The organism is Falsiruegeria mediterranea M17 (assembly GCF_900302455.1).
In the GTDB taxonomy this organism is placed as follows: Bacteria; Pseudomonadota; Alphaproteobacteria; order Rhodobacterales; family Rhodobacteraceae; genus Falsiruegeria; species Falsiruegeria mediterranea.
The window spans coordinates 80,889-104,292 of record NZ_ONZG01000015.1 but is presented as its reverse complement, the minus strand read 5'-3'; the positions used below and the strand labels follow the sequence as shown (position 1 = coordinate 104,292).

The window sequence follows — 23,404 nt, the reverse complement described above, 5'->3', positions numbered from 1 at the left end:
TGCCCCGTCAGAACCTCAACCTGCCGCAACTTCGTGACAATCTCCTCAGGCTTTGGTCGCTTGTTGGCCATGTGTTTCCTCCGTTTTCCTAAACATAGCGGAGGACCACTTCAGTGGGGGAAGACCAGCAAACAGTTGGGTGCAGCCGATGAGCGTGATCTGTTTCCCGAAGCGCTGCGTGTCGTGGATGAAGTGCGCCCCAAGGCGGTGATGCTTGAGAACGTGCGCGGCTTCATGGATGCGGTGTTTCATGATTACCGCCAGAAACTGAAGCGCCAGCTCAAGAAGATGGGCTACAGCTTTGTCGACTGGCATCTCTATAACGCGAGCGATTTCGGCGTGTCACAGTTGCGCCCCCGGGTCGTGATTGTTGCCGTGCGCGATGAGTTTGCCGACAAATTCGAATGGCCCAAGGGGGGCGATATGCAGCCGCCCAGTGTGGGCAACCTGCTGCATGATCTGATGGGAGCGAGAGGATGGACCGGTGTCGATCAGTGGCGCGACGGCGCGGATGAAATTGCGCCGACCATCGTCGGCGGATCCAAGAAACACGGCGGTCCCGATCTGGGCCCGACCCGCGCGCGGCGCGCCTGGGAGGTTTTGGGGGTCAACGGCAAGTCGATCGCGGAGGAGGCACCAGACCCCGATTTCGAAGGGATACCGCGTCTGACCGTGCGTATGGTGGCGCGTATTCAGGGGTTCCCGGACGACTGGCAGTTTGCCGGGCGCAAGACCAATGCATACAGGCAGGTTGGCAATGCCTTTCCGCCGCCCGTGGCCGAGGCTGTGGCGCGCAACGTCAAGGCGGCGATCACCGCGCGGCGTCTTTACGCGGTCGCCTGAGCATGACCTGGCTGCGCGAGGCGCGGGCGCGGTTTCATGCCAGATGCCTGTCCGGCCCGATCACGGAAACACGCGGTGTTCCGTCGGTGGCAGATGTCTCCAATACCTCGAGCCGCGAAATCGCAAAGGCCATGGTGGCAAAGATTGGCCCACTGATCAGCCATGCCGAGAAACCGGCTGGGCAGACCGCAGGCAGCCTGTTTGAGGCCGCGTGCCAGGATTTCATTGCGGAGTGTTTCGAGCAGTTTACCCATCTGCGACCAGGGCGGTTTTCCGTCGAGCGGGGGCAACAGATTTCACGCTACGCGCAATATGCGCATTTGGATGAGCTGCGCGCTCTGGCGGATGCGAGTCGGACGCTCAAGACGCATCTGGGCACGGACTACCTGATCAAGCCGGATGTGGTTGTGGTGCGTGGGGCCGAGACGGATGCAGTGATCAACCAGAGCGGCGATCTGGTGGATGCTTCGGTGGCGCGGCACTCGGGCCTGCGCCAGGCCAATGGGGCGCGAGCGACATTGCATGCTTCGATCAGTTGCAAGCTGACGATCCGGTCAGACCGAGTGCAGAACCCCCGCTCTGAGGCGCTGAACCTGATCCGCAACCGCAAGGGGCGGTTGCCGCATATCGTGGCGGTGACCGCAGAACCCGTGCCGTCGCGGATTGCGGCGATTGCGCTTGGGACGGGGGATATGGACTGTGTGTACCATTTCGCGTTGCTCGAACTGGTCGAGACCATGCGCGAACAGGAGCGCGACGCGCTGGAACTGGTCGAGACGATGATCGACGGACAGCGGCTCAGGGATATCTCGGATCTGCCATTGGATCTGGTGGTCTGAAAGAGGAGAGGAGTTCTCCCGCCCGTCGTCAATTTTTCTGCCGAAAAACCTCCTCCCGTTGGGCCCAGCCTCGCTCCGCTCGGCGGTTGGTGCTTGTCGTGAAACAGATGCCCTATGCGGGACCGCGCCGAGCCGCAGGCGAGGCGCCCGGCCCAACGGAGCAAGGGCCCGTGAGGGCATGTAGCGAGGGCGGGAGCCTTCCCCTGTTCTGAGAACCGAGCCCGGGTTCAGTCGCGAAACGCTTCTGCCAGCACATCCTCGGCTTGGGGCGCCACGCGACGTTCGGCGCGCAACAGGCGAAGGCGTTGGCGATGCCCCGCCTCGATATGGGTACGCATCGCGGCCTCGGCTGCGTCCGCATCCCGGTCACGCAGCGCGCGCAGGATGGCCTCGTGCTCTGTGACGGAATCGGCGGCGCGCGTGGGGTCTGACAGTATGATCGGACCCAGGATCAGCAGGGTTTTCTGCAGCCCGGCCATGGCCTTGATCAGAAACCGGTTTTTGGCCGCGTCCAGCAGGGTCAGGTGAAATTGCCGGTTCAGGTGATAGGCCTGGGGCAGATCATCGCAAGCGACCATGTCGGCGTTCAACGCCTCCAGCTCAGCCAACTCGATGTCGGATGCCGTACGCGCCGCCATCCGTGCAGCTGTGCCTTCGAGCACGGCGCGCATGTCATAAAGCTCCATCACCTCGGCATAGCCCAGCTTGCGGATCGTGGCGCCCACGCGGGGGACATGTTCGACCAACCCGTCCACCTCGAGCATGCGGATGGCTTCACGCACGGGTGTGCGGCTCAGCTCCAACCGAGAAGCCAGCTCGGTTTCGGTCACCCGGTCGCCGGCCTGCAGGGTGCCGTTGCGGATGTCATCCAGCATTCGGGCATAGGCGATGGCGGCTGAAGAATTTTCTTTCCGCGGTGTGCTGCTCATGAGATTGGCCTTGGATTGACAGTATTGCATCCGATTGTATACGACTGGATGCATAAGTTCTAGAGCCCGAGTCTGCCCCATGCCCTTGCCGCCACGTTTGGTAACCTTTGTGATCGCTGCGCTTGGGGCAGGGGTGTTCTGGGCGCTGGCCTTGCCGCTGCCTTTTCTGTTTGGCCCGATGTGCACCTGCCTGATCGCGGCGCTGGCAGGGGTGCAGTTGCAGGGCGTCAAGGTGATCTCGACCTCAGCCCGCACGGTGCTTGGCGTCGCCGTAGGCAGCGCCATCACGATCGACTTGATGATGAAACTGCCTGATATGGCGGTGACGCTGGCGATCATGGCCGCCTACATTGCCTTGATCGCGGTGATTGGCGTTCCGTTTTTCACACGGATCTGTGGCTTTGACCGGGTGACCGCCTATTTCAGCGCCATGCCGGGCGGGTTGCAGGACATGATCCTGTTCGGGCAAGAGGCAGGCGGCAATGTGCGCGCCTTGTCACTGATCCACGTGACCCGCGTTCTCGTGATCGTCTCGATCGCGCCGTTCATCCTGACCGAGTTCTATGGGGTCTCTCTCAGCGGGGCCGTTGGTGCACCGGTGACGGACATACCCCCGACACAACTGGCAGTGATGGTGGTGATCGCCATCGCGGGCTGGAAAGGGGGCGAGCGGGTTGGGCTCTTTGGTGCAGCGATCCTGGGTCCTCTGATCCTTGGGGCGGCGGCAACGCTCTTGGGTGTGCTTAGCTATCGTCCGCCAGCCGAAGCGATCTTTGTTGCGCAATTTGTGATCGGCATGGGGCTGGGCGTCTCTTACACCGGCATTACGGCAACCGAGCTGCGCCGGATCGTTTTGTCTGGCGCGGCCTTTGTCGTGGTGTTGGCGGCGATGGCCGCGGCGATCACGCAAGCGGTTGTTGTATTGGGGCTAGCCGAGCCGGTCGAAGCGTTTTTGGCGTTCTCACCCGGGGGGCAGGCCGAGATGACGGTACTGGCGCTGGTTGTCGGGGCCGACCTTGGATTTGTGGTGCTGCATCACCTGGTTCGGATGGTCGTTGTCATCGCAGGTGCTCCGGTGGCCGCGCGATATTTCCTGAATGAAAAAGAATGACAAAAACTGCGCGTTTCCCTCTTGCGTCTGCCTGTCAGCTTGGGTAAATCCGCCCCCACGGGTGATTAGCTCAGTTGGTAGAGCGCTTCGTTTACACCGAAGATGTCGGGAGTTCGAGCCTCTCATCACCCACCATATCTTTCAATGACTTAGGCTGTTTTTGCGAAGTGCGCCTTAGGTCACCGAACCTATCAAACTCCAAAGTAGCAGCGGCATCGGCCAAATGTTCAGGCATGAACCGGGCATAGATCTTCAGGGTGATCTGAATATTGGAGTGCCCAAGATACTGGCTCACCGCCTATATGGGCGGCCCAGACGACAACATCTTCACGGCTACAGTGTGCCGAATCTGGTGGATGTTCAAACCTTTCAATCCTACGCGTTCAAGGGCGTCGAGACGCGACAGTAGATGATCGCGTTCGCTTGTTCATTTTCGGTTGTTGATCCTGCCATTGGTCCTCTTCTGCGCGGGTCTGCGCCCATTCGTTGTTCAACAAGGATACCAAATCACTGGAATCCTGATCCAATGCTTCCTGATCTTCTCCACAGATTTGCGGAACGGGTTTGATGTCATATGGTTACCGCCGGGTCGCGGCCCGGCTGCGGGGTGCTGGCCGGATCCTCTTGGCAGATTGCTTTGCAATGGCCTGTCGGGCGACGGGTGAATGACAAACGTGCTTGACGTCTATGGTGGCGGGAGGGGCCGAAGGGTGAAATGGTCGGGGAAGACAACAACTAAAGCGATACTTTCTATAGCTATCTTACGACATGAACTGCACAAGACGCGTGGCGAACAACACGTGCCGCGGTAGATCCCGACAGGTAGTCCTGTAGGCCGGGTCGATGGCTCGCAATAACAATGCAATCGGCTTGATGATTTTCGGCATAGTCCAGAATGGTCCGTCCCGAATGACCCTCGACAATGTTCAGAGTGGCATTCTCCAAACCCTCCAGCATGGGGTTAAGCACTTCAGAGATTTTCGATTTGGCGATTTCAAAGTGATCTGCAGGAAGCAAGTCTTCTGAATACTGAGGAAGATGCTCCACAACATGCAAAACGAAAATCTGTCCATCTTCTCCACTCAGAGTCTGGGCAACTTTCATCGCCGTTTTCCCATCGCGGTCTGTATCAAGAGAAATAGGCACAAGAATATTGTCATACATTTGCTGATTTCCATTTTGCAGAAATTGTTTTTGTTCTCTGGTCTTCATCACCACGCTGAAAAAGTGACCCGTAACGGTCGATCAAGAAAATCGTCGCGGGTCTCAGTTCAGGGAGGTCACGCAGGGGCGAACAGGTCTTTGTAGTCGTCACGCAGCTCTTTCTTTTGCACTTTGCCCATGGTGTTGCGCGGAAGTTCGGGCAAGACGACCAACTTCTGTGGCTGTTTGAAACGCGCGAGCGAGGTTCCGACGCTTTTTTTGATTGCTTCAAGGTCAAGCTCTGCCCCAGCTTCAGCCACAAGAACGCCAACGACAGTTTCGCCAAAGTCTGGATGGGGGACACCTATGACAGCACTTTCCAGTACGCCCTCTTCGTCATCCAGGATGAGCTCGATCTCTTTGGGGTAGATGTTGTACCCACCCGAGATAATGAGATCCTTGTTACGACCGACGATATGCAGGTAACCGTCATCATCGATCTGTCCAAGGTCGCCGGTTATGAAGAAACCATCTTCTCGCAGTTCTTCAGCGGTCTTTTCTGGCATCTGCCAATAGCCTTTGAAGACGTTAGGACCACGCACCTCAATTTCGCCGATCTCGCCCTGTGGCAGGGTTGCTCCTGAGTCACTGTCTGTGATCTTGATCTCGATGCCGGGAAGCGGGAACCCAACAGTGCCTGCACGGCGCTCACCCACGTAGGGGTTGGACGTGTTCATATTGGTTTCAGTCATACCGTAGCGCTCTAGGATGCGGTGGCCTGTGCGGTCTTCGAATTGTACATGTGTCTCTGCCAGCAACGGTGCACTGCCGGACACGAACAACCGCATACCCTTTGCCAGTTCTTTGGTGAAACGCGCGTCTTCCAACAGGCGGGTGTAGAATGTTGGTACGCCCATCATGGTTGTCGCGGATGGCATTCGATCAATGATCACATCGAGATCGAACTTCGGCATAAAGATTATCTTGCTACCTGCGAGCAGCGAGATGTTTGTTGCCACAAACAGTCCGTGTGTGTGGAAAATCGGCAATGCATGCAGAAGGATATCATCAGATGTGAATTGCCACTCTCTGGTCAGAGCCTGACAGTTTGAAAGCAGATTCCCCTGGGTCAGCATCGCGCCCTTGGACCGCCCTGTTGTTCCTGAAGTGTAGAGGAAGGCAGCCAAGTCATCTTCGGACCGGTCGACGGTCGAGAATGTGGACGGCATCACCTCGGCTTGCAGTGCAAAACTGCCGCTTCCGTCGTTGTTCATTGTTTCCAGAACTGCGCCTGTTGCCTCTGCAATTGGCTCCAGCTCTTCAGATCGTTTGGCATCGCAAAGGATGACCCGCGCACCACTGTTTTCGACGAAGTATGAAACTTCGTCTGGTGTGTAGGCGGTATTCAAAGGTAGGAACACGAGCCCGGACTGGACACAAGCCGCATAGACAGCCAGCGCCTGAGGCGATTTTCCTATCTGGACCGCAACGCGGTCACCCGGTTTGAGGCCGAGTTGTGTGAAAACGTGCGCATATTGGGCTGCACGCTCAAGGTAATCGCTGTGCGAGATGATAGCACCATCCGCCAACTCAAGGAATGGTGTCGTCTTGCCCAGATGTTGCCCGAAAAGTGTATCATACAATGGGTTTGCCATTATCAATCTCCTGTGCTTTTGGGGGTCACTGACCCGCTCAGCGTTTTGACTGCAGCGGACGCGACGACCGTTTGATCCCCAACAAATTGCTCGTGGTTTTGCGAGATTTGAGAGAGGTCATAGAGATAGTTGACCATCGTCCCGTTGGACTGTCTGCGCCCATTCGGCGAAGTGTCTGCTTCTGCATGGACGGCGTGAACCATGGCGCCATTGCCCAGATGGAATCTCGCCACTGGGTCAAACGGCATACCGTCAGATCGTTTGGCCTCCAGCAGGTAGTGCGCGGCGAGGGCTTGATTGTCTGCGGCCTTCAATACCTCTAGGTCCGTTCCACCAAGCCATTTGTTCAGCCCGGGTATTGGTGACAGCGTCACAAATGTAGAAAGCCCCGGCAGATCCTTTGATAGATCCGAAACGACTTGTTTGATGAGAGAATTGCCGAATGAAATACCCGCAAGCCCGGATTGGCAGTTGGAAATCGAATAGAAGACAGCAGTGTCGGCATCTTCTGCCTCGATCTCATCTCGCCCGTCCGCAAGCAAATCTTGAATCGAATTTGGAACGCCTTTGGTAAGAGCCACCTCAACAAAGATGAGGGGTTCATCTGCCATCGATGGATGGAAGAAGCCAAAGCAACGACGGTCTGTCGGTTTCAACCTGCGCCGCAGGTCATCCCAACTGTCAATTTCATGCACGGCTTCGTAGGCAATGATTTTCTCTAGGATGTCCGCTGGGCTGGCCCAATCAATTGGCCGCAGCACCAAGAAGCCTCGATTGAACCAAGACGCAAACAAATGCTTGAAATCCACATCTAATGGCTCAAGGTCAGGGCGTTCCTTCATCAAGCCCAACAGGTCCTTGCGCATCTTAACCAATTGGCCGGTCGCGCCCTGAACTTGATTGAGACGTCTTGCCAATTCCTGGCGTCGCGGTTCACAGGCTGCCGCAAAGGCACGATATGTGCCTTTGCTTGGATTGTGTTTGTACGCTTCCAGCGAACTGATGACCGCGTCAGGATCGATCTCAAGCTCATGTGCCATGAACTCAAAGAACCCGGTTTTCTCTTCCGCGCTCATTGCTGCGTAGCGATCCAGCAGGTTACGGGCCAGCGTTACACCGGACACCTCTCCATGGCTGCTGAGCAGGGCTTCACACAGTTCTGATGTGGTTCTGCCATCAACTTCACCCGAGAGCGCCTTTTGGTAACGCCGCTCGAACACCGTCGAAATCAGCTCGCTGAAGTAGCTCATACCGCTTCTCCCATCACGAAGTCCGGCAACCAGGTTGCAATGCCAGGGAAGAAGCAGAGCAGGATGATTGCAATTACCATGCAAGCCACGAACGGCAGCGACCCCTTGAGAATGGTCTTGAGCGAGATGTCGGGCGCGATGCCGTTGATCACGTAAAGGTTCAAGCCCACGGGTGGCGATATCAGGCCAATCTCCATGTTGATTGTCAGAACAACCGCGAACCAGATTGGGTCAAATCCAGCTGTTGTGATGATCGGCAGCAAGATCGGCGCAGCCATCAGGATCACTGCGACCGGTGGCAGGAAGAAACCTGCAACCAAGAGAAACAGCATGACAAAGCCCATCAGGACCCAGCGGTTTACATCCAGTGTCCCGATCCATTCTGCAATTGCTTGCGTAATGAACAGGCTCGACAGCATATAGGAGAAAACACCGGCGGCTGCGATGATGAACATGATCATCACGCTTTCCTTGGTGCTGTCCCGCAGAACAACCCACAGGTCCTTGGGGTTCCACAGCTTGTAGATGACCATTGCGATCAGCAAGCATAGCAGCGCGCCAACGGCAGCCGTTTCAGATGGTGTCGCGATGCCGCCATACATTGCATAGAGAACGCCAATGATGATCCCCAGGAATGGCAACACGCGGGGCAGAATTTCGAATTTTTCTTTCCAAGTGTAATTGCCCGCGCTCAGCAGAGCCTTGTCGCCGGATTTCCAGGTGGAGTAGAGCGACCAGAGCATGAAGAGCATCACAAGCAAGAGACCGGGCAGGACGCCTGCAAGGAACAGACGACCAATCGAGGTTTCTGTCGCGATGCCGTAGACGATCATGGTGACCGACGGTGGGATCAGAATACCCAATGTACCACCCGCCGCGATCGACCCTGCGGCCACGCCATCGGGATAGCCACGCTTGCGCATCTCGGGGATGCCCATTTTGCCGATGGCCGCACAGGTGGCCGGGCTCGAGCCAGACATCGCAGCAAAGAGCGCGCAAGCGCCAAGGTTCGAGACGACCAGACCGCCAGGAACCCGCGTCAGCCAGCGTTCAAGAGCTTCGTATAGGTCGGCCCCCGCTCTGGTTGATGCGATTGACGAGCCCATGATGATGAACATCGGGATCGAAAGGAGTGCAAAGTTATCGAGCTTACCGAAGAGAATTTCGGGGATCAGCTCAAGCGAACGTAGCCCATCGAAGATCAGCAAAAATCCGGTCGAAACGATAAGCAGTCCCAGTGCGACTGAAACGCCAGAGAACAACACCATGATTGTCGCGATTGCGACGATGCCACCGAGCAAGATCGGGTCCATTACACGTCCTCCAAGCCAAAGGGAGCGTCGATTTTCAGGAGGACGGCGACCAGATCAGCGATGAGTTGAAGCAGAAACAGGCCAAACCCAACTGGGATTGAAAGATAGGGAATCCAAAGCCGGACAGCCCAGATGGTGTCGGACTTCCAATTGCGTTCATAGGCAAGGTGCCAGTGTTCATAACCGTAGAAGAGCACAATCGCCACGATCGCAATCGATAGCCCCATCGTGAGCAAGTACATATAGTACCGAGCAGTTTTTGAGAGTGCCAGCGGGATCAGGTCGACATTTACGTGACCACGAAGCCGCTGCACATAAGGCAACCCAACAAGCGTGGCGCCGATTGCAAGATAAACGACGGCTTCTGTCTGCCAAACAGTCGAATGGTTCAGAACGAAACGGACGAAAATCATTTGGCAGGTGATGGAAACGGCGGCGACGATCATGGCCGCTGAGCACCAACCGGCGAGGGTAGAGAGGGCCGCTACACCGCGCAAAAAGGGGTTGTTCCCCGTGCGCGAAGAGACGGCTGAGCTTTGGCCAGCCATGTCAGCTTTCCTTCCAGGTTGAGAGATTTCTTGAAGTCGGCGACCGTCATTCACTGGCGGTCGCCCTTGCTGTGGAATTACTCGACGGCCAGAGCCATATCCAACAATGCCTGGCCGTCCGGAACGTCCTCAACAAACGCTTTGTAAGAGGTTTCCTGTGCCAAAGCGCGCCATTCCGCAAAATCCTCGGGTGTCATCTCTGCGATTTCGACACCGGCCTTCTCAAAGACTTCGACTGAAGCGGCATCTTGCTTTTTGGCTTCTTCAAGATAGAAGGTTTCGGCCTTTGCTGACGCGGCCAGAAGAGCCTCTTGCTGCTCAGCATTGAGACCTTCGAAGGTCGATTTGTTCATCAGCAACGGTTGATACATGAACCACAGGGCAACGTCTTCCGTTGCGGGCGTGTAGCATGCGGCCTGTTCGTAAATACGGTACGAAACGAAAGAAGAAGACGATGTATTGGCCGCATTCAGAATCCCGGTTTGCATCGCGTTGTAGATTTCGGATGACGCCATTGATGTGATTGATGCATTCGCGCCGGCCAGCATCTGTTCAAAAGCTTTTCCAGCAGCACGTGTCTGAAGCCCATCAATATCTGAAGGCTTGGTGATGCATCTATCTTTGCCAACGAAGCCGCCTGCCAGATAACCATGGACCAGCACCATGACATCGTCTTCAGCCATCTTCTTTTCGAGGGCTTTCATATACGGAGAATTGCTCAAACGTGCAGCGTGGTCGTGGTTTTTTACCAGTCCAGGCATCAGCGTCAGGTTGAAAGCGGGTTGCTGACCACCGGCATAGCTCAACGGAAGCACGGTCATGTCGAGCTGCCCGCGGCTCAGTGGGCGGTATTGTTCGCGCGGTTTGAACAGCGACTTGGAACCGAAGATTTTGATGTTGAGGTCGACGTCGGCTGCCGCCACCTCATCCGCAACAATTTGTGCCACCTGATTGCGAATGTCCTTGTTCGACCACTGGTGGGACAGGCGCAATTCAGTGGCTCCTGCCATCGTTCCCAGACCCAGAGCTGCAACCATCGCGACAGTCGTTAGAAATTTCGTTTTCATAGGTTCCTCCCATATGTGAGCCGACTCTCCTCAGGTGCGGCAATACGTGATCATCACGAGCCTGGCATCCTATGTCAATATTATTGTATACAAGATTTAAATTCTTGCTCCGACCAAACCAATTGGAGTATCCTGTCCCCATGGAGATAAAACGAGCAGAACAGATTGCTGAAACACTGGAACAGCTTGTATTCCAAGGGGAATATGAAGACGGTCAAAGGCTTGATGAAATCAAACTCGCCGAACAGTTCAGCGTTTCGCGCACGCCAATTCGGGAAGCGCTACAGCGGTTGGTGATGTCCGGGATGGCCGAGCAAATCCCCCGCAGAGGCGTATTTGTTCGCCAGCCTGGGCCTGTAGAGTTGCTCGAAATGTTTGAAACCATGGCGGAACTTGAAGCTGCATGTGGCCGTTTCGCAGCAGCTAGAATGACGGACGAGGGTTTGGATCGTCTGGCGGATGCCAACTCTCGATGTATGGATGCAGTCGAAGAAGAAGATGCTGCCAGATATTATCTTGAAAACGAGGCGTTCCACCAAGAAATCTACCGCGGGTCGACAAACTCATATCTGCAGAGCGAGGCATTGCGGTTGCAAAATCGATTAAAGCCGTATCGCCGCGTACAACTAAGGTTTCGCGGGCGTATGGCTCAGTCGCTCGCCGAGCACGAAGAAATTGTTCAAGCATTGAAGGCTGGGGATTCCGAAGGTGCTGCCAAGCTGCTGCGTGGCCACGTCACAGTGCAAGGTGAAAAGTTTCAGCAGCTGATGGCTGGGTTGAAGAACTAGGCACAAGGTCAATCTATCCGAAAACCGGCCTCCGAACTTGACCGCTTTAGGTGCGAGGGACGAATGCTACGGCGCCCCATTTGCACGTCAAAACCAATCGCATGGTCGTCCTGTTTGCCGCCCAAGCCGACAGGGCTGTGGTCTGCTGTCAGCGGCAACTTTGTGGGGCTGAAGAACGCCTGAATTCGGCTGACATCAAAGTCACCAAACCTTTCTTGTTCCGCCGAAACCGAGTGCACAGACTGCCAACTGATAACGTTATCTCTGCTCAGGGGCACCCGTCGCCATGTTTCGGAGAGATAGAGCTTGAGCTTGATCGAACTCCCGGCAAAGGCCACGAAGGTTCTGCCTGTCGATCAGATAGGGCAGGCGGGATTGCGCTGCCTGCACAGCTCCTTTTTCGATCTTGGCCTGCAATATTTCTTCTCCGGCCCCGGCCCGGGCCAATTCCGCACCGTTTGGCGCAATCACACAGCTGCCGCCAAAAAAGCTCATGTCGTTTTCCGTGCCGCAGGAATTTGCGTAGCAGACATATATGCCGTTCTCAAAGGCCCGGGCTGGAATGACCGTATTGGCAACCACCCCCCATTGCGCACCCAGGGCGGTCGGCACCAGTACCAGCTCTGCTCCGGCACTCGCAACGGCACGAAAGGTTTCGGGAAACTCGGCATCATAGCAGATCAACGTTGCCGCCTTGATGCCGTCAATCTCGAATTGGGTATAGCTTTCTCCCGGGCTGAAGTGATCCCCTTCAAATCTCGGCGGCAGCAGCAGCTTTCGGTGACAGGCCAAAAGAGTTCCATTGCGAGCGATACAGGCGGCGGCATTGTAGATCCGTTCTCCTTCGCGCTCGGCGAAGCCATAGTGGATTGCAATGTTGTGTCGACAGGCGAGTGCGGCAATCGTCCGCGCCAAAGATCCGGCAACGGGTTCTGCCCATTCCGTCACTTTTTCCCCGATGTTGTAACCGGTCAGGAACAGCTCGGGCAGCAGCAGAAGATCTACCTCCTGCCCATCAAGACGGGCCAGGCACTCAGCCAACCAAGCAAGACGCGCCTGCGGACCGAAAAGGTCCGCAGGGCTTTGTGCAACTGCGATGTTCAGACTGTCCACCATGGCTTAGCCCTTGCTCAACAGGATTTCACGGGGGTAGCTGGTGATATAGTCAAAGCCCGTGTCGGTGACGACAACGGAATCGCCAATCCGGCCGGCCGTCACCCCGTCCACCGAGATCCCACCATCGACCGCGAAGGTCATGCCGGGCTGCAACACGGTCTTATCCCCTGCTTTCAGCTCGGGTGCTTCCAGATAGGCCACCCCGATGGAACGACCGGTGCGATATCCGGTTTCGTACCCGCGCTCTTGATAGACTTCATTTGCGGCGGCGGCGATATCCTCGGCCAGAACACCGGGACGGATCGCGTGGATTGCGGCCTGCTGTGCGGCGATCGCAGCCTCTTGCACCCGCCGATCTTCGTCACGCACGTCGCCAATGTGGAACATGCGGTCAAAACCCAGCTTGTATTGCTTGAACTGCGCCATATTGCAGAAACAGAAGTAAACCGGGTCGAATTTCTCGTAAGCCTTCACACTGGCGCGGCGATGCACCATCGAGGCATCCTTGCCACTTTGCACGATCTGCAAGTTATGGATCATCGGCGAGACGAAACGCTCCCAGCCGGTGGCGGTCAGGAAGCCTGCGGCTTTGCGTGATCCTGCCTCGATCACCGAAAGCGCGCTTTCGTATTCCTGCGCGCCCTCGCGCAGACTGTCGTGCGCGGCGGCCATCATGGCCCCGGCGATCTGACCGGCTTGCTTCATCACCTCGATCTCGAACGGGGTTTTGATCATCCGCATGTCGCCCAGCACCGGGGCAATATCCTTGAGCGGGACGCCGGGATAGGTTTCATCCAGATGGTTGCGCACAATCGCCGGAACGGTGGTCCGTTCGATCCAAATCTCGGACGGGTTTTCGCCGAGAGCGCCCGCCAGCGCGCGGCCCCAGGTACGTTGGCCCGCATCTTCCCAGGTGCGCACGTCGTCAACCCAGGTCATCTCTGCAACCATTTCGCTTTCCATCAAGGGTGTAACAACCACAGGGGCGTTATCGGCATCGACCACCAACATTGTTGGGCGGCCGAATTCTATTCCGAGATAGCCCCAGAACCCAGCGAGGTAAGCCATTGAGCTTTCATCGGTAAACACGGCTTTCCGAATGCCCTGTTCACGCATTCGCTCCTGAAGAATTGCTGTCCGTTTCTGTGCTTCTTGCAGCATGTTCTGGGATCCTTTTTGAATTTGGGTTTCAGTGTAGCGGCTAACGACACTCGGTCGAGAAGCCCGGGATGATACAGCGCCACGGGGACACGAAAGTTACGATCAGCACCATCGGCAGGTGGCAAAGCAGCAAGAGCTTCGTTGTCGGGCCAACATAGATCGACAGCGGTAGAGAACGAGAGATGATCAGCCCGACCATCAGCCCGTAGACCAGGGCGCCTGCGCCGAAGGCGAATCCGACGGGCACTTCGATCAGCAACAAAAGGACAATGGCCAGGAAGGCCAGCAGGAAGAAGGTCATGGCTCAGTTGCCTCCCTTGCCGGTGAATTGGCCGGTGAATTGGCCGGTGATCTGGTCAGTGATCAGCGCGCGGGCTTCCAGGAAGGTCTGCAGCGCTAGGTAGAGGATCACTAGGGCAAAGCCCGACACTATGCTGAAATCCAAGATGTATTTCGGCAGGCGCAGGTATGTGCTCTTGCGGTTCAGGGACAGATTGTAGGCGGCAAAATCCCAAGCGAACCAGGCAAAGACCGCGACGGTCACCAGGCTGACCAGCGTGCCGAACAGGTGCACGGACAGCACCGTCCTCGGGTTCTGTGTGACCAGTGTCAGCACGCTGCCTTGGATATGGCCGCGTTTGCGGGTGCAATAAGCCATGCCGATGAAATAGATCCAAAGGGCGAGTATCGGCGCCAGTTCCTCGATCCCCAGGAAAGGCGAGGCGATGACGTAGCGCATGAAGACCTGCGCGGCCATCAGAAGGCCCAGATACAGGATCGCCGTGAACAAGATCACGCTCATCAGCCAGGCCAGGCGGCGTTCGACGGCATAGAAACCACCAAGTCCGCGACAGACCGGTTTGGCGGGATCATGAGCGGCCGGGATGATCGGTTCGTGGGGCAGCACGTCGTCAAAGCCGCCCGTATGCAGAAGTTCCTTGGTCATGCGCCTCCTCCCAGATCTGTGCATGAGGGTGGTCCGCACCCGCGGGAGAAACGGGCGCAGCGAGGGATCAGTTCCCGGCTGTGGCCTTGATCTGATCCATGACATCCGCGCCGATGCTCGCTTCGATGTAGGGGTATTCGACGGCGGTCACCTGGGTGCGGTAGGCGTCCATCTGCTCGAGGAACAGCTCGATCACCTCGATCCCGGCCTCGCGCGTTTGGTCGAACCATTTGGGGCTTTCGGCCTCGGCGTTTTTCCAGGCCCAGGTTACGGCCTCGTCGGCGGCGGTGCGGATCCAGCTCTGCTGTTCTTCGCTCAGACCATCGAACCAGCGCTTGTTGGCGGTCCAGAAGGTGTGTTCGAAGTTCTCACGAGTAAAGACATAGGGGCTGACCGCGTCCTTGAAGAGCGGCACTTCGGAGGGCGGCGAATAGGCGCGGCCGTCAATGGCGCCGGTTTGCAGCGCTGTGTGCACCTCGGAGAAAGCCATGGGCACGGGTGCGAAGCCCGTCGCCTTGTAACGTTCGATCGCCATCGGCATGCCCAGCACGCGCGTCTTGAAGCCTTGCGCATCCTTATGGCAGCTGGTCGGCACGTCGACACCCTTGCGCATGACGAAACCGGTGAATTCGGTCGGAATCGTGCCCAAGAGCGCTATGCCAAGATCGCCCATGATGCCGTCATAGACCTCGTTCATGACCGAGCCGGGGCCATAGACCTTGCGCCCGGTTTCCAAGTCGCTGGCCACATAGCCCAGTACCGACACGTCAAAGCGCGGGTCCAGTTCCGAGTGGTTCCAGCTCATAGTCATCTGCACAGCGCCTTGCGAGACCCGCTCGACGATCGACGCCCAATCGCCCAAGTCGCCACCGGGATGGTAGGCAACGGTCATTTCTCCGCCTGACAACTCCTTGAGGCGAGCCGAGAACTGTTCGGACACCGCGTGGAAGATGTGCCGGGTGCCCATGACGTGGTCCAGAATGATCTCTTTGGCAGTGGCCGTGCCTGTGCCCGCAGCCAGCAGGCCCACAGCGGCGAAGCCTGCCTTGATCTGTTTCGAAGTTGTCACCTTTTCATCCTCCGACTTGGTGATTCGTCCGTTTCGGGATGAGCGGGAAATTGGCACAAACTCTGAAAGCTGCATACAGCAATGTGCCATAAATTGATCAATGCAAAAATTTATGTGAAAAATTTCGATTCGTGTATACAGCTATGTGAGGGGGACCTCGCATGTTCGATGATGGCAGACACGAGCGGGCAAAATCGGATTCGTCCTTTTGGCGACAGAGCAAACGATTGAGGACGACATGTTTACTTTGCATCCGGAAGACGTTGGCATTCATTTCACCCGCGCCTGGATCGAAGACAGCATCACTGTCGACACCCTTCCGCGCGAACTGTGAAATTGATCGTCGCCCGAAGGACGACGAGTTGATATTACAGACAAAACCGCGCCTGGCCGAAAGGGAGCACGCGTGACCGCAGCCAAGATACAACTGACCCCTCCCAGTTGGGGGGAGCGAAAGCCGGGGGTGGAAGAGATCCAGGACCTCATCCTTAAGCGGATCTGCTTTCTGGAATATACCCCGGGTGATCGACTGAAAGAAGCCGAACTTGCCCAGGAATTCGGTGTCAGCCGCACGCCCGTGCGTGACGCGATCAGCCGGATCAACCACTTGGGCCTGGTGGACACAATCAACGGTGTCGGCAATGTGGTCATGGAGCTTTCGCCTGAAAAGATCGCTCATGTTTATGAAATGCGTCTGCACCTTGCCTCTCTGATCGGGGCCACTGCGCCGTGTTCGGTCGAAGACAGTCATCTGGATCGGGTGCGTGATCTGCAGGAGCAGGCCCGCCAACTGAGCAATTATGTCGACAGTCGCCAATATGTCATCGTGAATGATCAGCTAAACACGCTTATCAGCGATCTGATTGGCAACAGCGTGCTTCGCTCATTCTGGACCCAAGCCTATTACCAGGCCGCCAGCACCTGGCATCGGGTCGTCGACAGCGCCGGGTCTGAGGTTGCCGAAGCCCTGTTAGCTGAACTGATCGATTTGGAAATGGCTCTGATGGAACAGGACGTGATGGCCGTCGGCTATATCCAGCGCATCCACATCGGCTATGGCTACGCCCGCATCAGGAAGTTCCTCTTTGGTGAAGTGCCCGATTGACCGCTGCGGCTTGTTACCTTTCAGCACAAGCTCCGGACCATCCACTTCAGTGTATTGCGGTCATTCGTTCAACGTGAAACGAATTCATAGTGTCCGCCAGTTTTGAGCGTCAGGCGCATGCTGTTTCAAGAGTGGGGGACTTCAACGTTGCGCTTGCCCCGTCAGAAATTGGGTGCCTTTTTTCGGTGGTTGTACTCTTTGTTGTCGTTGTCGCGGGCCGTGCAGATGAGATGGCAAGCTCCAATCTGGATAAGTCTGCAGGGCTGTGCCAGCAGGGAAAATTTCACAGAGGCTGGCCACGAGCCTGACCTCGCTGAGCGGAGCGCGCATTGGAATCCGGTCCAGTCAAGGGATCCGTGAGCAGCTTCATCTGACTGGTCCAAGTTGATTGTTAGTGCATGATTGGCCTGCTTTCCATCAGGATGATGGCCTCTGGTGCCGGTGGGCGATAGCCCAATGCACTATGTGGCCGTTTGGTGTTGTAGTGCTTCCTCCATTCTTCGACCAGGATCTGGGCTTCACGCAGGGTATAGAAGATCTCCCCGTTGAGCAGTTCGTCCCGAAACCGGCCATTGAAGCTTTCGCAGTATCCGTTCTCCCAAGGTGAGCCAGGCTCAATATAGGCGACCTTGGCACCCACGGCCGCAATCCAGTCCCGGACGCCTTGAGCCAGGAACTCAGGACCGTTGTCTGAGCGGATGAAGGCAGGCGCCCCGCGCATGATGAACAGATCCGTCAGAGCATCAATCACGTCTACAGAGTTCAGCTTTCGCTTCACCTTGCTCGCCAAGCACTCCCAGCTATGCTCATCAATGATGTTCAGCGTCCGGAACGCCTTCCCATCATCTGTCCGACAATGAACGAAGTCATAGGACCAGACATGGTTCTGATACTCAGGCCGCAGCCGCACGCATGATCCGTCGTTCAGCCAGAGCCGCCCCTTCTTTGGTTGCTTAGCTGGAACCTTCAGCCCCTCTCGCCGCCATGGCCGTTCGACACGCCCGTCACTGATCGACCAGCCTGCATCTCTGAGTAAAGCCGCAATCCGACGATAGCCGTAGCGGCCATACTGCCTAGCCAGTTCAATCATGTCGGCAACTCACCGACCTTCATCGGCGCAGCCTCTCGGGACATGTCTCTGTGTCGAGCGACGTTGCCCCAGCACACAGCAGTCCCGGCGCTCAGACACTTTGACCTGGCTGCGGACGAAGTCGATGCAAGCACGACGACGAGCGGGGCTCAGAAGTTTCCCTTTGCTGCTTCCGTGAGGGTCAACTTGTCGAGCGTCAGGTCCGATACAGCTCGTCTCAGCCGATCGTTCTCCTTCTGTAGTCGCTTCTATTCCTTCAACTGATCCACGCCCATTCCACCCGTCGCCATTGTCGCTCGGACCAATGGCGCAACAAGGCTCCGTGCTTGCGCCAGCGGTAACAGGTCTGTTCAACAACGCCAATCTGTCTGATCGCATCCAGACGAGGCATGCCTTGCCCCATCAATACTTCAACCTGCCGTAACTTCGAGACAATCTCCTCGGGCTTCGGTCGCTTGTTTGCCATTCTCGGTCCTTCGTTTCATAAACATAGCGGGGGACCAGTTCAGTTGGGGAGGCTCACTTTTGAGAACAAGGAATTGGACAACTCGGGTCCTATTGCCATTTAGGCATTGAATGTGCGTGGCAAGGCTGTCCTCACCCGCGAAGCGAGTCAATTGGCGGCTTTTTTGACGGATTTCATAGACAACAACAATGTCAGCTAAACGCTAACCGATGCCTTGATCGACGATCTGGGGCTGAAGACGGATGCGCAAAAAGTGGCGGATCAGATCGAAGAGCTGACGGGGAAGATTAGAATTATGACTTTCTGGATGGGAGAGTTTGCCAAAGATCCGACCAAGACGGACGAAGAGAAACTGGCGGCAAAGACCTGGTATGAAGCACAGATTGCCGAGTTGACGCGGGCCAAGAACGTTCTTGAGCAAGGATGTGATCCTTACCTTGTTGCACAAGGCAATGGATCTTGCACTTAGGTGCGGGCAACCTGAACACAAACTGTCCGTCGCAAGGACCCTGCGACGGACAGATCTAGATCGATGATGAAGTGAGCTTACATGCCCGGCAGGCGGTCCAGAATGGCGCGGCGGCCAAATGTGGTGCCGGGGCGGTCGCCCAGATTGAATTTCATGCCAAAGCCGACAAAGGCGTCGTTGGAACTGAAATTGGCGACGCGGGCGTTGCCGTTGCCCAACTCGCCATAGAGCGCCACGCCGCTGCCGAGCTCATAGTCGGCACCGATGGCCAGGCGGGTCAGATCCGAACCGGTTTTGTTGTCCATATAGTCGAACTGCGCGTTCAGGTTCAGGTTGGCGCCGACGTCGCTGCTGATCTTGGCCCCCAGAAGCGTGGCGTTCTGCCCTTGCACACGCCCGCGTGAGAAATACCCTTCGACCGTAAGCGCGGTGAAATCATAGGTCGCTTCCAGGCCATAGAAGTTGCGGTCGATGGTGTTTTCGTCTTCGGTGCCCCAAAAGGCGCCAACAGCCCCGCCATAGTTGAACTGGTAGATCCCGTGCAAAGTTGCTGAATGGCCCGATGTGTTGCTTTGGCCGAAATTATAGTAGCCCAAGTCGATCTGGGTAGAAAATGTATCGCTCAGACCAACTTCGAAAGATCCGCGCAAAGCCTGCCGCGTGCCTTTGGAATTGTTGGTGAACTGATAGTGGGACACGTCAACATTTGCGCCGCTGATCGCCTGAGCGTTCGCGCTGATCGGGACGAGCCCCATGGCCAGCACCGCCGCCACTGCCTGGGGTTTCATTGTTCTGCTCCTTTGCCTCGTGCTGTGCACGGGTTTGCCTGTGTGCATCTCTGCACGGCGCTTTGCGCGCTCTGATAGGCACAATCTAATGCATGGAGCGAATCAGGTAAAGTATTAAAGGCAATGAAGGAATCGTCGGCGCCATCTGGGGCGCCGACGCTGAAGATGGATCAGAGACCCGGCATCTTGTCCAAGAAACCACGGCGGCCAAAAGTGGTGCCGCGTTTGGCGCCCAGGTTGTAGCGCAAACCAAAGCCGACAAAAGTTTCGTTGGCGCCCACGGGTCCCGCGTTGGCGTCAAAACCGCCGACTTCGGCGTAGAACGCGCCCCCTTCGCCAAAGTTGTAATCGGTCCCGACACTATAGCGTGTGGCGTCCACACCATTACGCGCATCGATGTAATCAATGTTGGCTTTCAGGCGCCAGGCTTCGTTGATGTTGCCCCGGATTTGCAGACCGGCGAGGGTTCCGTTGCTGCCGTTGTTTCCGGCCGCATCAGCGATGGATGCATAGCCTTCGAACTGGACACGGCCCGCCTCGTGACCGGCTTCGACGCCGTAGAAGTTCACGCCCTGGTTGTTGAGGTCGTCCCGACCTGCAAAAACGCCCAGCGACGTAAATTCGCCCACGTGGAAATTACCGTGCAGGGTCACGTTGGTCCCCACTTCGCTGATCGCATTCAGATCGTGAACACCAAGATCCGCTTGCAAGCCAAAGGCACGGGTAAAGGCAACTTCGCCAGATCCCGCGAGAGAGCGTTTGGATACGCGGGTGTTGTCGGTGAACGCGGAATAGCCCACATCGACATAGCCACCAACCAGTTCGGCGGCTGTTGTGGATTGCGCGAACGCGATGGTCAGCCCGAGGGCTGCCAATGTCAAAGTTCTCATGGACCTGCTCCAATTATGTTATGTTTTTCGCGCTTTAGCGCATTTTCCTACCAGCTATCACATTGATCCAAGGGCGATACAGCCCCAGCGGTAAAATGGTGATGTTGTTGCGGCGCGAGCACAGCCGCCGCACGTAACTTAGTGCCTGGTGGTTCTTGCACAAAAAAAACGGCCCCAACCAATAAGGGTTGGGGCCGTAAGCTTGTTTCCAAGCGACTAAGCGCCTCAGAGGATCGCTTCGAACAACGCTCTGGTGTTCTCCGTCGTCATCTCAACGGGGTTGCCGCCCGTCGATGGATCGTTCAGCGCATCCCGCACCAGAGCGTCCAGATCAGGGTTGGAAACACCCAGTACGGTCAGTGTCTTGGGGATGCCAAGGCTCTCGTTCAGGTTGTCAACGTAAGCTGCAAATCCGTCAAATCCACCTTCGATGCCCAGATAGGCGGCGGCCTGGGTCAAAACACCCTCGGCGGCAGGGCGATTGAACTGCAAAACGGCAGGCATGCAGACGGCGTTGGTGGTGCCGTGGTGGGTGTGGTGATGCGCGCCGATGGGGTGCGACAGGGCGTGGATCGCACCCAAACCCTTTTGGAACGCGGTCGCCCCCATGGCAGCGGCCGACATCATATGCGCGCGCGCCTCAAGGTCGTTGCCATCGGCATAGGCGCGCGGCAGATAGTCCTTGACCAGGCGCATGCCCTCTAGCGCCATGCCCTGAGACATGGGGTGATAGTGCGGTGAACAGAAGGCCTCGACACAATGGGCAAAAGCATCCAGACCGGTGCCTGCGGTGATGAATTTGGGCATCCCCACGGTCAATTCCGGGTCGCAGATCACCACCTTGGGCAGCATCAGCGGGTGGAAGATGATTTTCTTTTCGTGGGTGACCGAGTTGGTGATGACGCCCGCGCGCCCCACCTCTGATCCTGTGCCAGCAGTGGTGGGCACGGCCACGATCGGGTGGATGCCCGCCGGATCGGCGCGGGTCCACCAATCGCCGATGTCTTCGAAATCCCACAGGGGACGGGTTTGACCGGCCATGAAGGCCAGCGTTTTGCCCAGATCGAGGCCAGAACCGCCGCCAAAGGCGATCACCCCGTCAAAGCCACCCTCGCGGTAGACGGCCAGCCCGGCCTCGACGTTTTTCTCGTTCGGGTTCGGGTCAACGTCCGAAAAGATCGCGCGCCCCAGGCCAGCCGCCTCCAACAGGTCGAGCGTCGCCTGCGTGATCGGCAGATCGGCCAGGCCTTTGTCGGTCACCAACAAAGGCTTGGTGATGCCAGCCGCCGCGCAGGCGTCGGCGATTTCAGAAATGCGGCCCGCGCCAAAGCGGATGGCGGTGGGGTAGGACCAGTTGCCAACAAGGTTCATCAGATCAGCCCTTTTTCAGGTGGTAGGATTTGGGACGCGTCAGAGCATGAAAGCCCAAGACGGACAAGCCTGCACCGCGCCCGGTGTCTTTGCATCCGGTCCAGCAGAGCGCCGGGTCCAGGTAATCGCAGCGGTTCATGAAGACGGTGCCAGTTTCCAACTGCTCACCGATCTCGTCGGCCTTGTCTGTGTCGGCAGTCCAGATCGAGGCGGTGAGGCCGAACTGGCTGTCGTTCATAAGAGCGATGGCCTCTTCGTCGTTTGACACCTTCATGATCCCCACAACGGGGCCAAAGCTCTCGTCCCGCATGACGCGCATGTCGTGAGTGACATTGGTCAGGATCTGCGGCGTGAGGTAGGCACCGCCATCGTCGGCCTCCATCGTCTCGATATGTGCCACGGCGCCTGCCTCGACGGCCTCGGCGATCTGCGCGCGGACCTCTTGCGCAAAGCGGACGTGTGCCATCGGACCCATGGTGGTCTCGGCTTCCAGCGGGTTGCCCAGCTTATAGGTCTTTACCAGTGCCACGGCCTTTTCAACAAAGGCGTCATAAAGGCTCTCGTGGACATAGATGCGCTCGATCCCGCAACAGCACTGGCCCGAGTTGAACATGGCCCCGTCGATCAGTGTATCAACGGCAGCGTCCAAATCGGCGTCCGCGCGGACATAGCCGGGGTCTTTGCCACCCAGCTCGGTAGAAACTGGGGTAAAGGTGCCAGCGGCGGCCCGTTCCATCGCCTGACCACCGCGCACCGAGCCGGTGAAGTTCACAAAATTTACATGGCGGCCCGAGATCAGCTCAGCCGTTGTGTCGTGGTTCAGGAACAGGTTCTGGAACACGTCCTGGGGCACACCTGCGGCAAGGAATGCCTCAGCCATCCGCTCACCCACCTGCAGAGTTTGCGCTGCATGTTTCAAGAGCACGGTGTTGCCTGCAATGAGGGCAGGGGCCACGGTGTTGATCGCGGTCATGTAGGGATAGTTCCAGGGCGCCACGACCAGCACGACGCCATGCGCCTCGCGTTCGATCTTGCGCAGGAATGCGTCGCTGTCTTCGACCACAATCGGCGCCAGCGCGCTTTCGGCGATCTCGGCCATGTGGCTGGCGCGCTCGTTAAAGCCGCCAAACTCGCCACCATAGCGCACGGGGCGACCCATCTGATGGGCCAGCTCGACCGCCATGCGGTCAGTGGTCTTGCCCACCTCGGCCACAGCGGCCTGGACCAGAGCAATCCGCTCGGCCAAGGGACGCGCGGCCCACTCTCTTTGCGCGGCCTTGGCGCGGGCTGCGGCAGCCAAAGCTTCCGACGGGCTGGCCAAGGGCCGCTCCAGATACACCGATCTATCAATCGGTGAGATACATTGAACGGTTCCAGTCATCACTGAACTCCAACTAAGGGGCACCAACGTCCCTGACTTCATCTTTTCAAAAATACTCCGGGGTCT

Annotated in this window: 22 protein-coding genes, 1 tRNA gene and 1 pseudogene; 7 read left to right on the top strand and 17 right to left on the bottom strand. The window is 57.2% G+C overall.

Annotated features, from left to right (window positions below):
* Positions 1-69: 69 nt before the first annotated feature.
* Together TRM7615_RS22880 and TRM7615_RS22875 are read left to right on the top strand one after the other, a co-directional pair.
* Positions 70-843 carry a DNA cytosine methyltransferase gene (locus tag TRM7615_RS22880; RefSeq protein ID WP_181892923.1) on the top strand — a complete coding sequence of 258 codons (774 nt, stop codon included), beginning with the start codon at positions 70-72 and terminating at the stop codon, positions 841-843.
* Positions 844-845: 2 nt separating this feature from the next.
* Positions 846-1,682: an NgoMIV family type II restriction endonuclease gene (locus TRM7615_RS22875; protein ID WP_108792115.1), complete on the top strand. Its 837-nt coding sequence runs from the start codon at positions 846-848 to the stop codon at positions 1,680-1,682.
* A 227-nt stretch (positions 1,683-1,909) separates the two neighbouring features.
* On the opposite strand, the gene TRM7615_RS22870 is transcribed toward TRM7615_RS22875, so the two are convergent.
* Positions 1,910-2,611 (bottom strand): GntR family transcriptional regulator, encoded by a 702-nt coding sequence (locus TRM7615_RS22870; protein WP_108792113.1) that lies wholly within the window; start codon positions 2,609-2,611, stop codon positions 1,910-1,912.
* A 79-nt stretch (positions 2,612-2,690) separates the two neighbouring features.
* Here TRM7615_RS22870 and TRM7615_RS22865 point away from each other — a divergent pair, with 79 nt between their 5' ends.
* Together TRM7615_RS22865 and TRM7615_RS22860 are read left to right on the top strand one after the other, a co-directional pair.
* Positions 2,691-3,722, top strand: a complete 1,032-nt coding sequence (locus TRM7615_RS22865) for an AbrB family transcriptional regulator (RefSeq protein WP_108792111.1) — start codon at positions 2,691-2,693, stop codon at positions 3,720-3,722.
* Positions 3,723-3,781: 59 nt separating this feature from the next.
* Positions 3,782-3,857 (top strand) — tRNA-Val (locus TRM7615_RS22860).
* Between the two features lie 621 nt (positions 3,858-4,478).
* On the opposite strand, the gene TRM7615_RS22850 is transcribed toward TRM7615_RS22860, so the two are convergent.
* The 6 genes from TRM7615_RS22850 to dctP (TRM7615_RS22825) form a co-directional block, all read right to left on the bottom strand.
* Complete coding sequence (locus tag TRM7615_RS22850) at positions 4,479-4,934, bottom strand: universal stress protein (protein ID WP_306417737.1); 456 nt, start codon at positions 4,932-4,934, stop codon at positions 4,479-4,481.
* A 68-nt stretch (positions 4,935-5,002) separates the two neighbouring features.
* Positions 5,003-6,520, bottom strand: coding sequence for a malonate--CoA ligase (locus tag TRM7615_RS22845; RefSeq protein WP_108792109.1), 1,518 nt, complete (start codon positions 6,518-6,520; stop codon positions 5,003-5,005).
* A gap of 2 nt (positions 6,521-6,522) precedes the next feature.
* A complete protein-coding gene (locus TRM7615_RS22840) occupies positions 6,523-7,770 on the bottom strand; it encodes a malonyl-CoA decarboxylase (RefSeq protein WP_108792107.1) in 1,248 nt (415 codons plus the stop codon).
* Positions 7,767-9,083 (bottom strand): TRAP transporter large permease, encoded by a 1,317-nt coding sequence (locus tag TRM7615_RS22835; protein ID WP_108792105.1) that lies wholly within the window; start codon positions 9,081-9,083, stop codon positions 7,767-7,769. Before TRM7615_RS22835 ends, TRM7615_RS22840 begins: the two co-directional genes overlap by 4 nt.
* A complete protein-coding gene (locus tag TRM7615_RS22830; RefSeq protein WP_108792102.1) occupies positions 9,083-9,631 on the bottom strand; it encodes a TRAP transporter small permease in 549 nt (182 codons plus the stop codon). Before TRM7615_RS22830 ends, TRM7615_RS22835 begins: the two co-directional genes overlap by 1 nt.
* A gap of 77 nt (positions 9,632-9,708) precedes the next feature.
* Positions 9,709-10,698, bottom strand: a complete 990-nt coding sequence (gene dctP, locus TRM7615_RS22825) for a TRAP transporter substrate-binding protein DctP (protein WP_108792100.1) — start codon at positions 10,696-10,698, stop codon at positions 9,709-9,711.
* A 140-nt stretch (positions 10,699-10,838) separates the two neighbouring features.
* Between dctP (TRM7615_RS22825) and TRM7615_RS22820 the strand changes: the two genes are divergently transcribed.
* Complete coding sequence (locus TRM7615_RS22820; RefSeq protein ID WP_108792098.1) at positions 10,839-11,486, top strand: GntR family transcriptional regulator; 648 nt, start codon at positions 10,839-10,841, stop codon at positions 11,484-11,486.
* 258 nt (positions 11,487-11,744) lie between these two features.
* On the opposite strand, the gene TRM7615_RS22810 is transcribed toward TRM7615_RS22820, so the two are convergent.
* From TRM7615_RS22810 to dctP (TRM7615_RS22790), 5 genes are all read right to left on the bottom strand, one after another.
* Positions 11,745-12,602, bottom strand: coding sequence for a carbon-nitrogen hydrolase family protein (locus TRM7615_RS22810; RefSeq protein ID WP_108792094.1), 858 nt, complete (start codon positions 12,600-12,602; stop codon positions 11,745-11,747).
* 3 nt (positions 12,603-12,605) lie between these two features.
* A complete protein-coding gene (locus tag TRM7615_RS22805) occupies positions 12,606-13,763 on the bottom strand; it encodes a M24 family metallopeptidase (RefSeq protein WP_108792092.1) in 1,158 nt (385 codons plus the stop codon).
* Positions 13,764-13,803: 40 nt separating this feature from the next.
* A complete protein-coding gene (locus tag TRM7615_RS22800; protein WP_108792090.1) occupies positions 13,804-14,064 on the bottom strand; it encodes a hypothetical protein in 261 nt (86 codons plus the stop codon).
* A 3-nt stretch (positions 14,065-14,067) separates the two neighbouring features.
* Positions 14,068-14,709 (bottom strand): TRAP transporter small permease, encoded by a 642-nt coding sequence (locus TRM7615_RS22795; RefSeq protein WP_108792088.1) that lies wholly within the window; start codon positions 14,707-14,709, stop codon positions 14,068-14,070.
* A gap of 67 nt (positions 14,710-14,776) precedes the next feature.
* Positions 14,777-15,778 carry a TRAP transporter substrate-binding protein DctP gene (dctP, locus tag TRM7615_RS22790; protein ID WP_235824187.1) on the bottom strand — a complete coding sequence of 334 codons (1,002 nt, stop codon included), beginning with the start codon at positions 15,776-15,778 and terminating at the stop codon, positions 14,777-14,779.
* 406 nt (positions 15,779-16,184) lie between these two features.
* On the opposite strand from dctP (TRM7615_RS22790), the gene TRM7615_RS22780 reads away from it, so the two are divergent.
* On the top strand, positions 16,185-16,883 hold the full coding sequence (locus TRM7615_RS22780) for a GntR family transcriptional regulator (RefSeq protein WP_108792084.1): 699 nt from the start codon (positions 16,185-16,187) through the stop codon (positions 16,881-16,883).
* Between the two features lie 391 nt (positions 16,884-17,274).
* On the opposite strand, the pseudogene TRM7615_RS22775 reads toward TRM7615_RS22780, so the two are convergent.
* A pseudogene (locus TRM7615_RS22775) lies at positions 17,275-18,439 on the bottom strand (IS3 family transposase).
* A 214-nt stretch (positions 18,440-18,653) separates the two neighbouring features.
* On the opposite strand from TRM7615_RS22775, the gene TRM7615_RS22770 reads away from it, so the two are divergent.
* A complete protein-coding gene (locus TRM7615_RS22770) occupies positions 18,654-18,908 on the top strand; it encodes a hypothetical protein (protein ID WP_108792082.1) in 255 nt (84 codons plus the stop codon).
* Between the two features lie 77 nt (positions 18,909-18,985).
* Here the strand turns inward: TRM7615_RS22770 and TRM7615_RS22765 are convergent, their stop codons facing one another.
* The 4 genes from TRM7615_RS22765 to TRM7615_RS22750 all read right to left on the bottom strand — a co-directional run bounded on the left by TRM7615_RS22765 (position 18,986) and on the right by TRM7615_RS22750 (position 23,338).
* Positions 18,986-19,696, bottom strand: a complete 711-nt coding sequence (locus TRM7615_RS22765; RefSeq protein WP_165821500.1) for a porin — start codon at positions 19,694-19,696, stop codon at positions 18,986-18,988.
* A 170-nt stretch (positions 19,697-19,866) separates the two neighbouring features.
* Entirely contained in the window at positions 19,867-20,586 is a 720-nt protein-coding gene (locus TRM7615_RS22760) for a hypothetical protein (protein ID WP_125133734.1), read from the bottom strand.
* A 225-nt stretch (positions 20,587-20,811) separates the two neighbouring features.
* On the bottom strand, positions 20,812-21,957 hold the full coding sequence (locus TRM7615_RS22755) for an iron-containing alcohol dehydrogenase (protein WP_108792076.1): 1,146 nt from the start codon (positions 21,955-21,957) through the stop codon (positions 20,812-20,814).
* A 4-nt stretch (positions 21,958-21,961) separates the two neighbouring features.
* The gene (locus TRM7615_RS22750; protein ID WP_108792074.1) at positions 21,962-23,338 is read right to left on the bottom strand and encodes an aldehyde dehydrogenase family protein; all 1,377 of its coding nucleotides are present in this window, start codon (positions 23,336-23,338) and stop codon (positions 21,962-21,964) included.
* Positions 23,339-23,404: the final 66 nt, after the last annotated feature.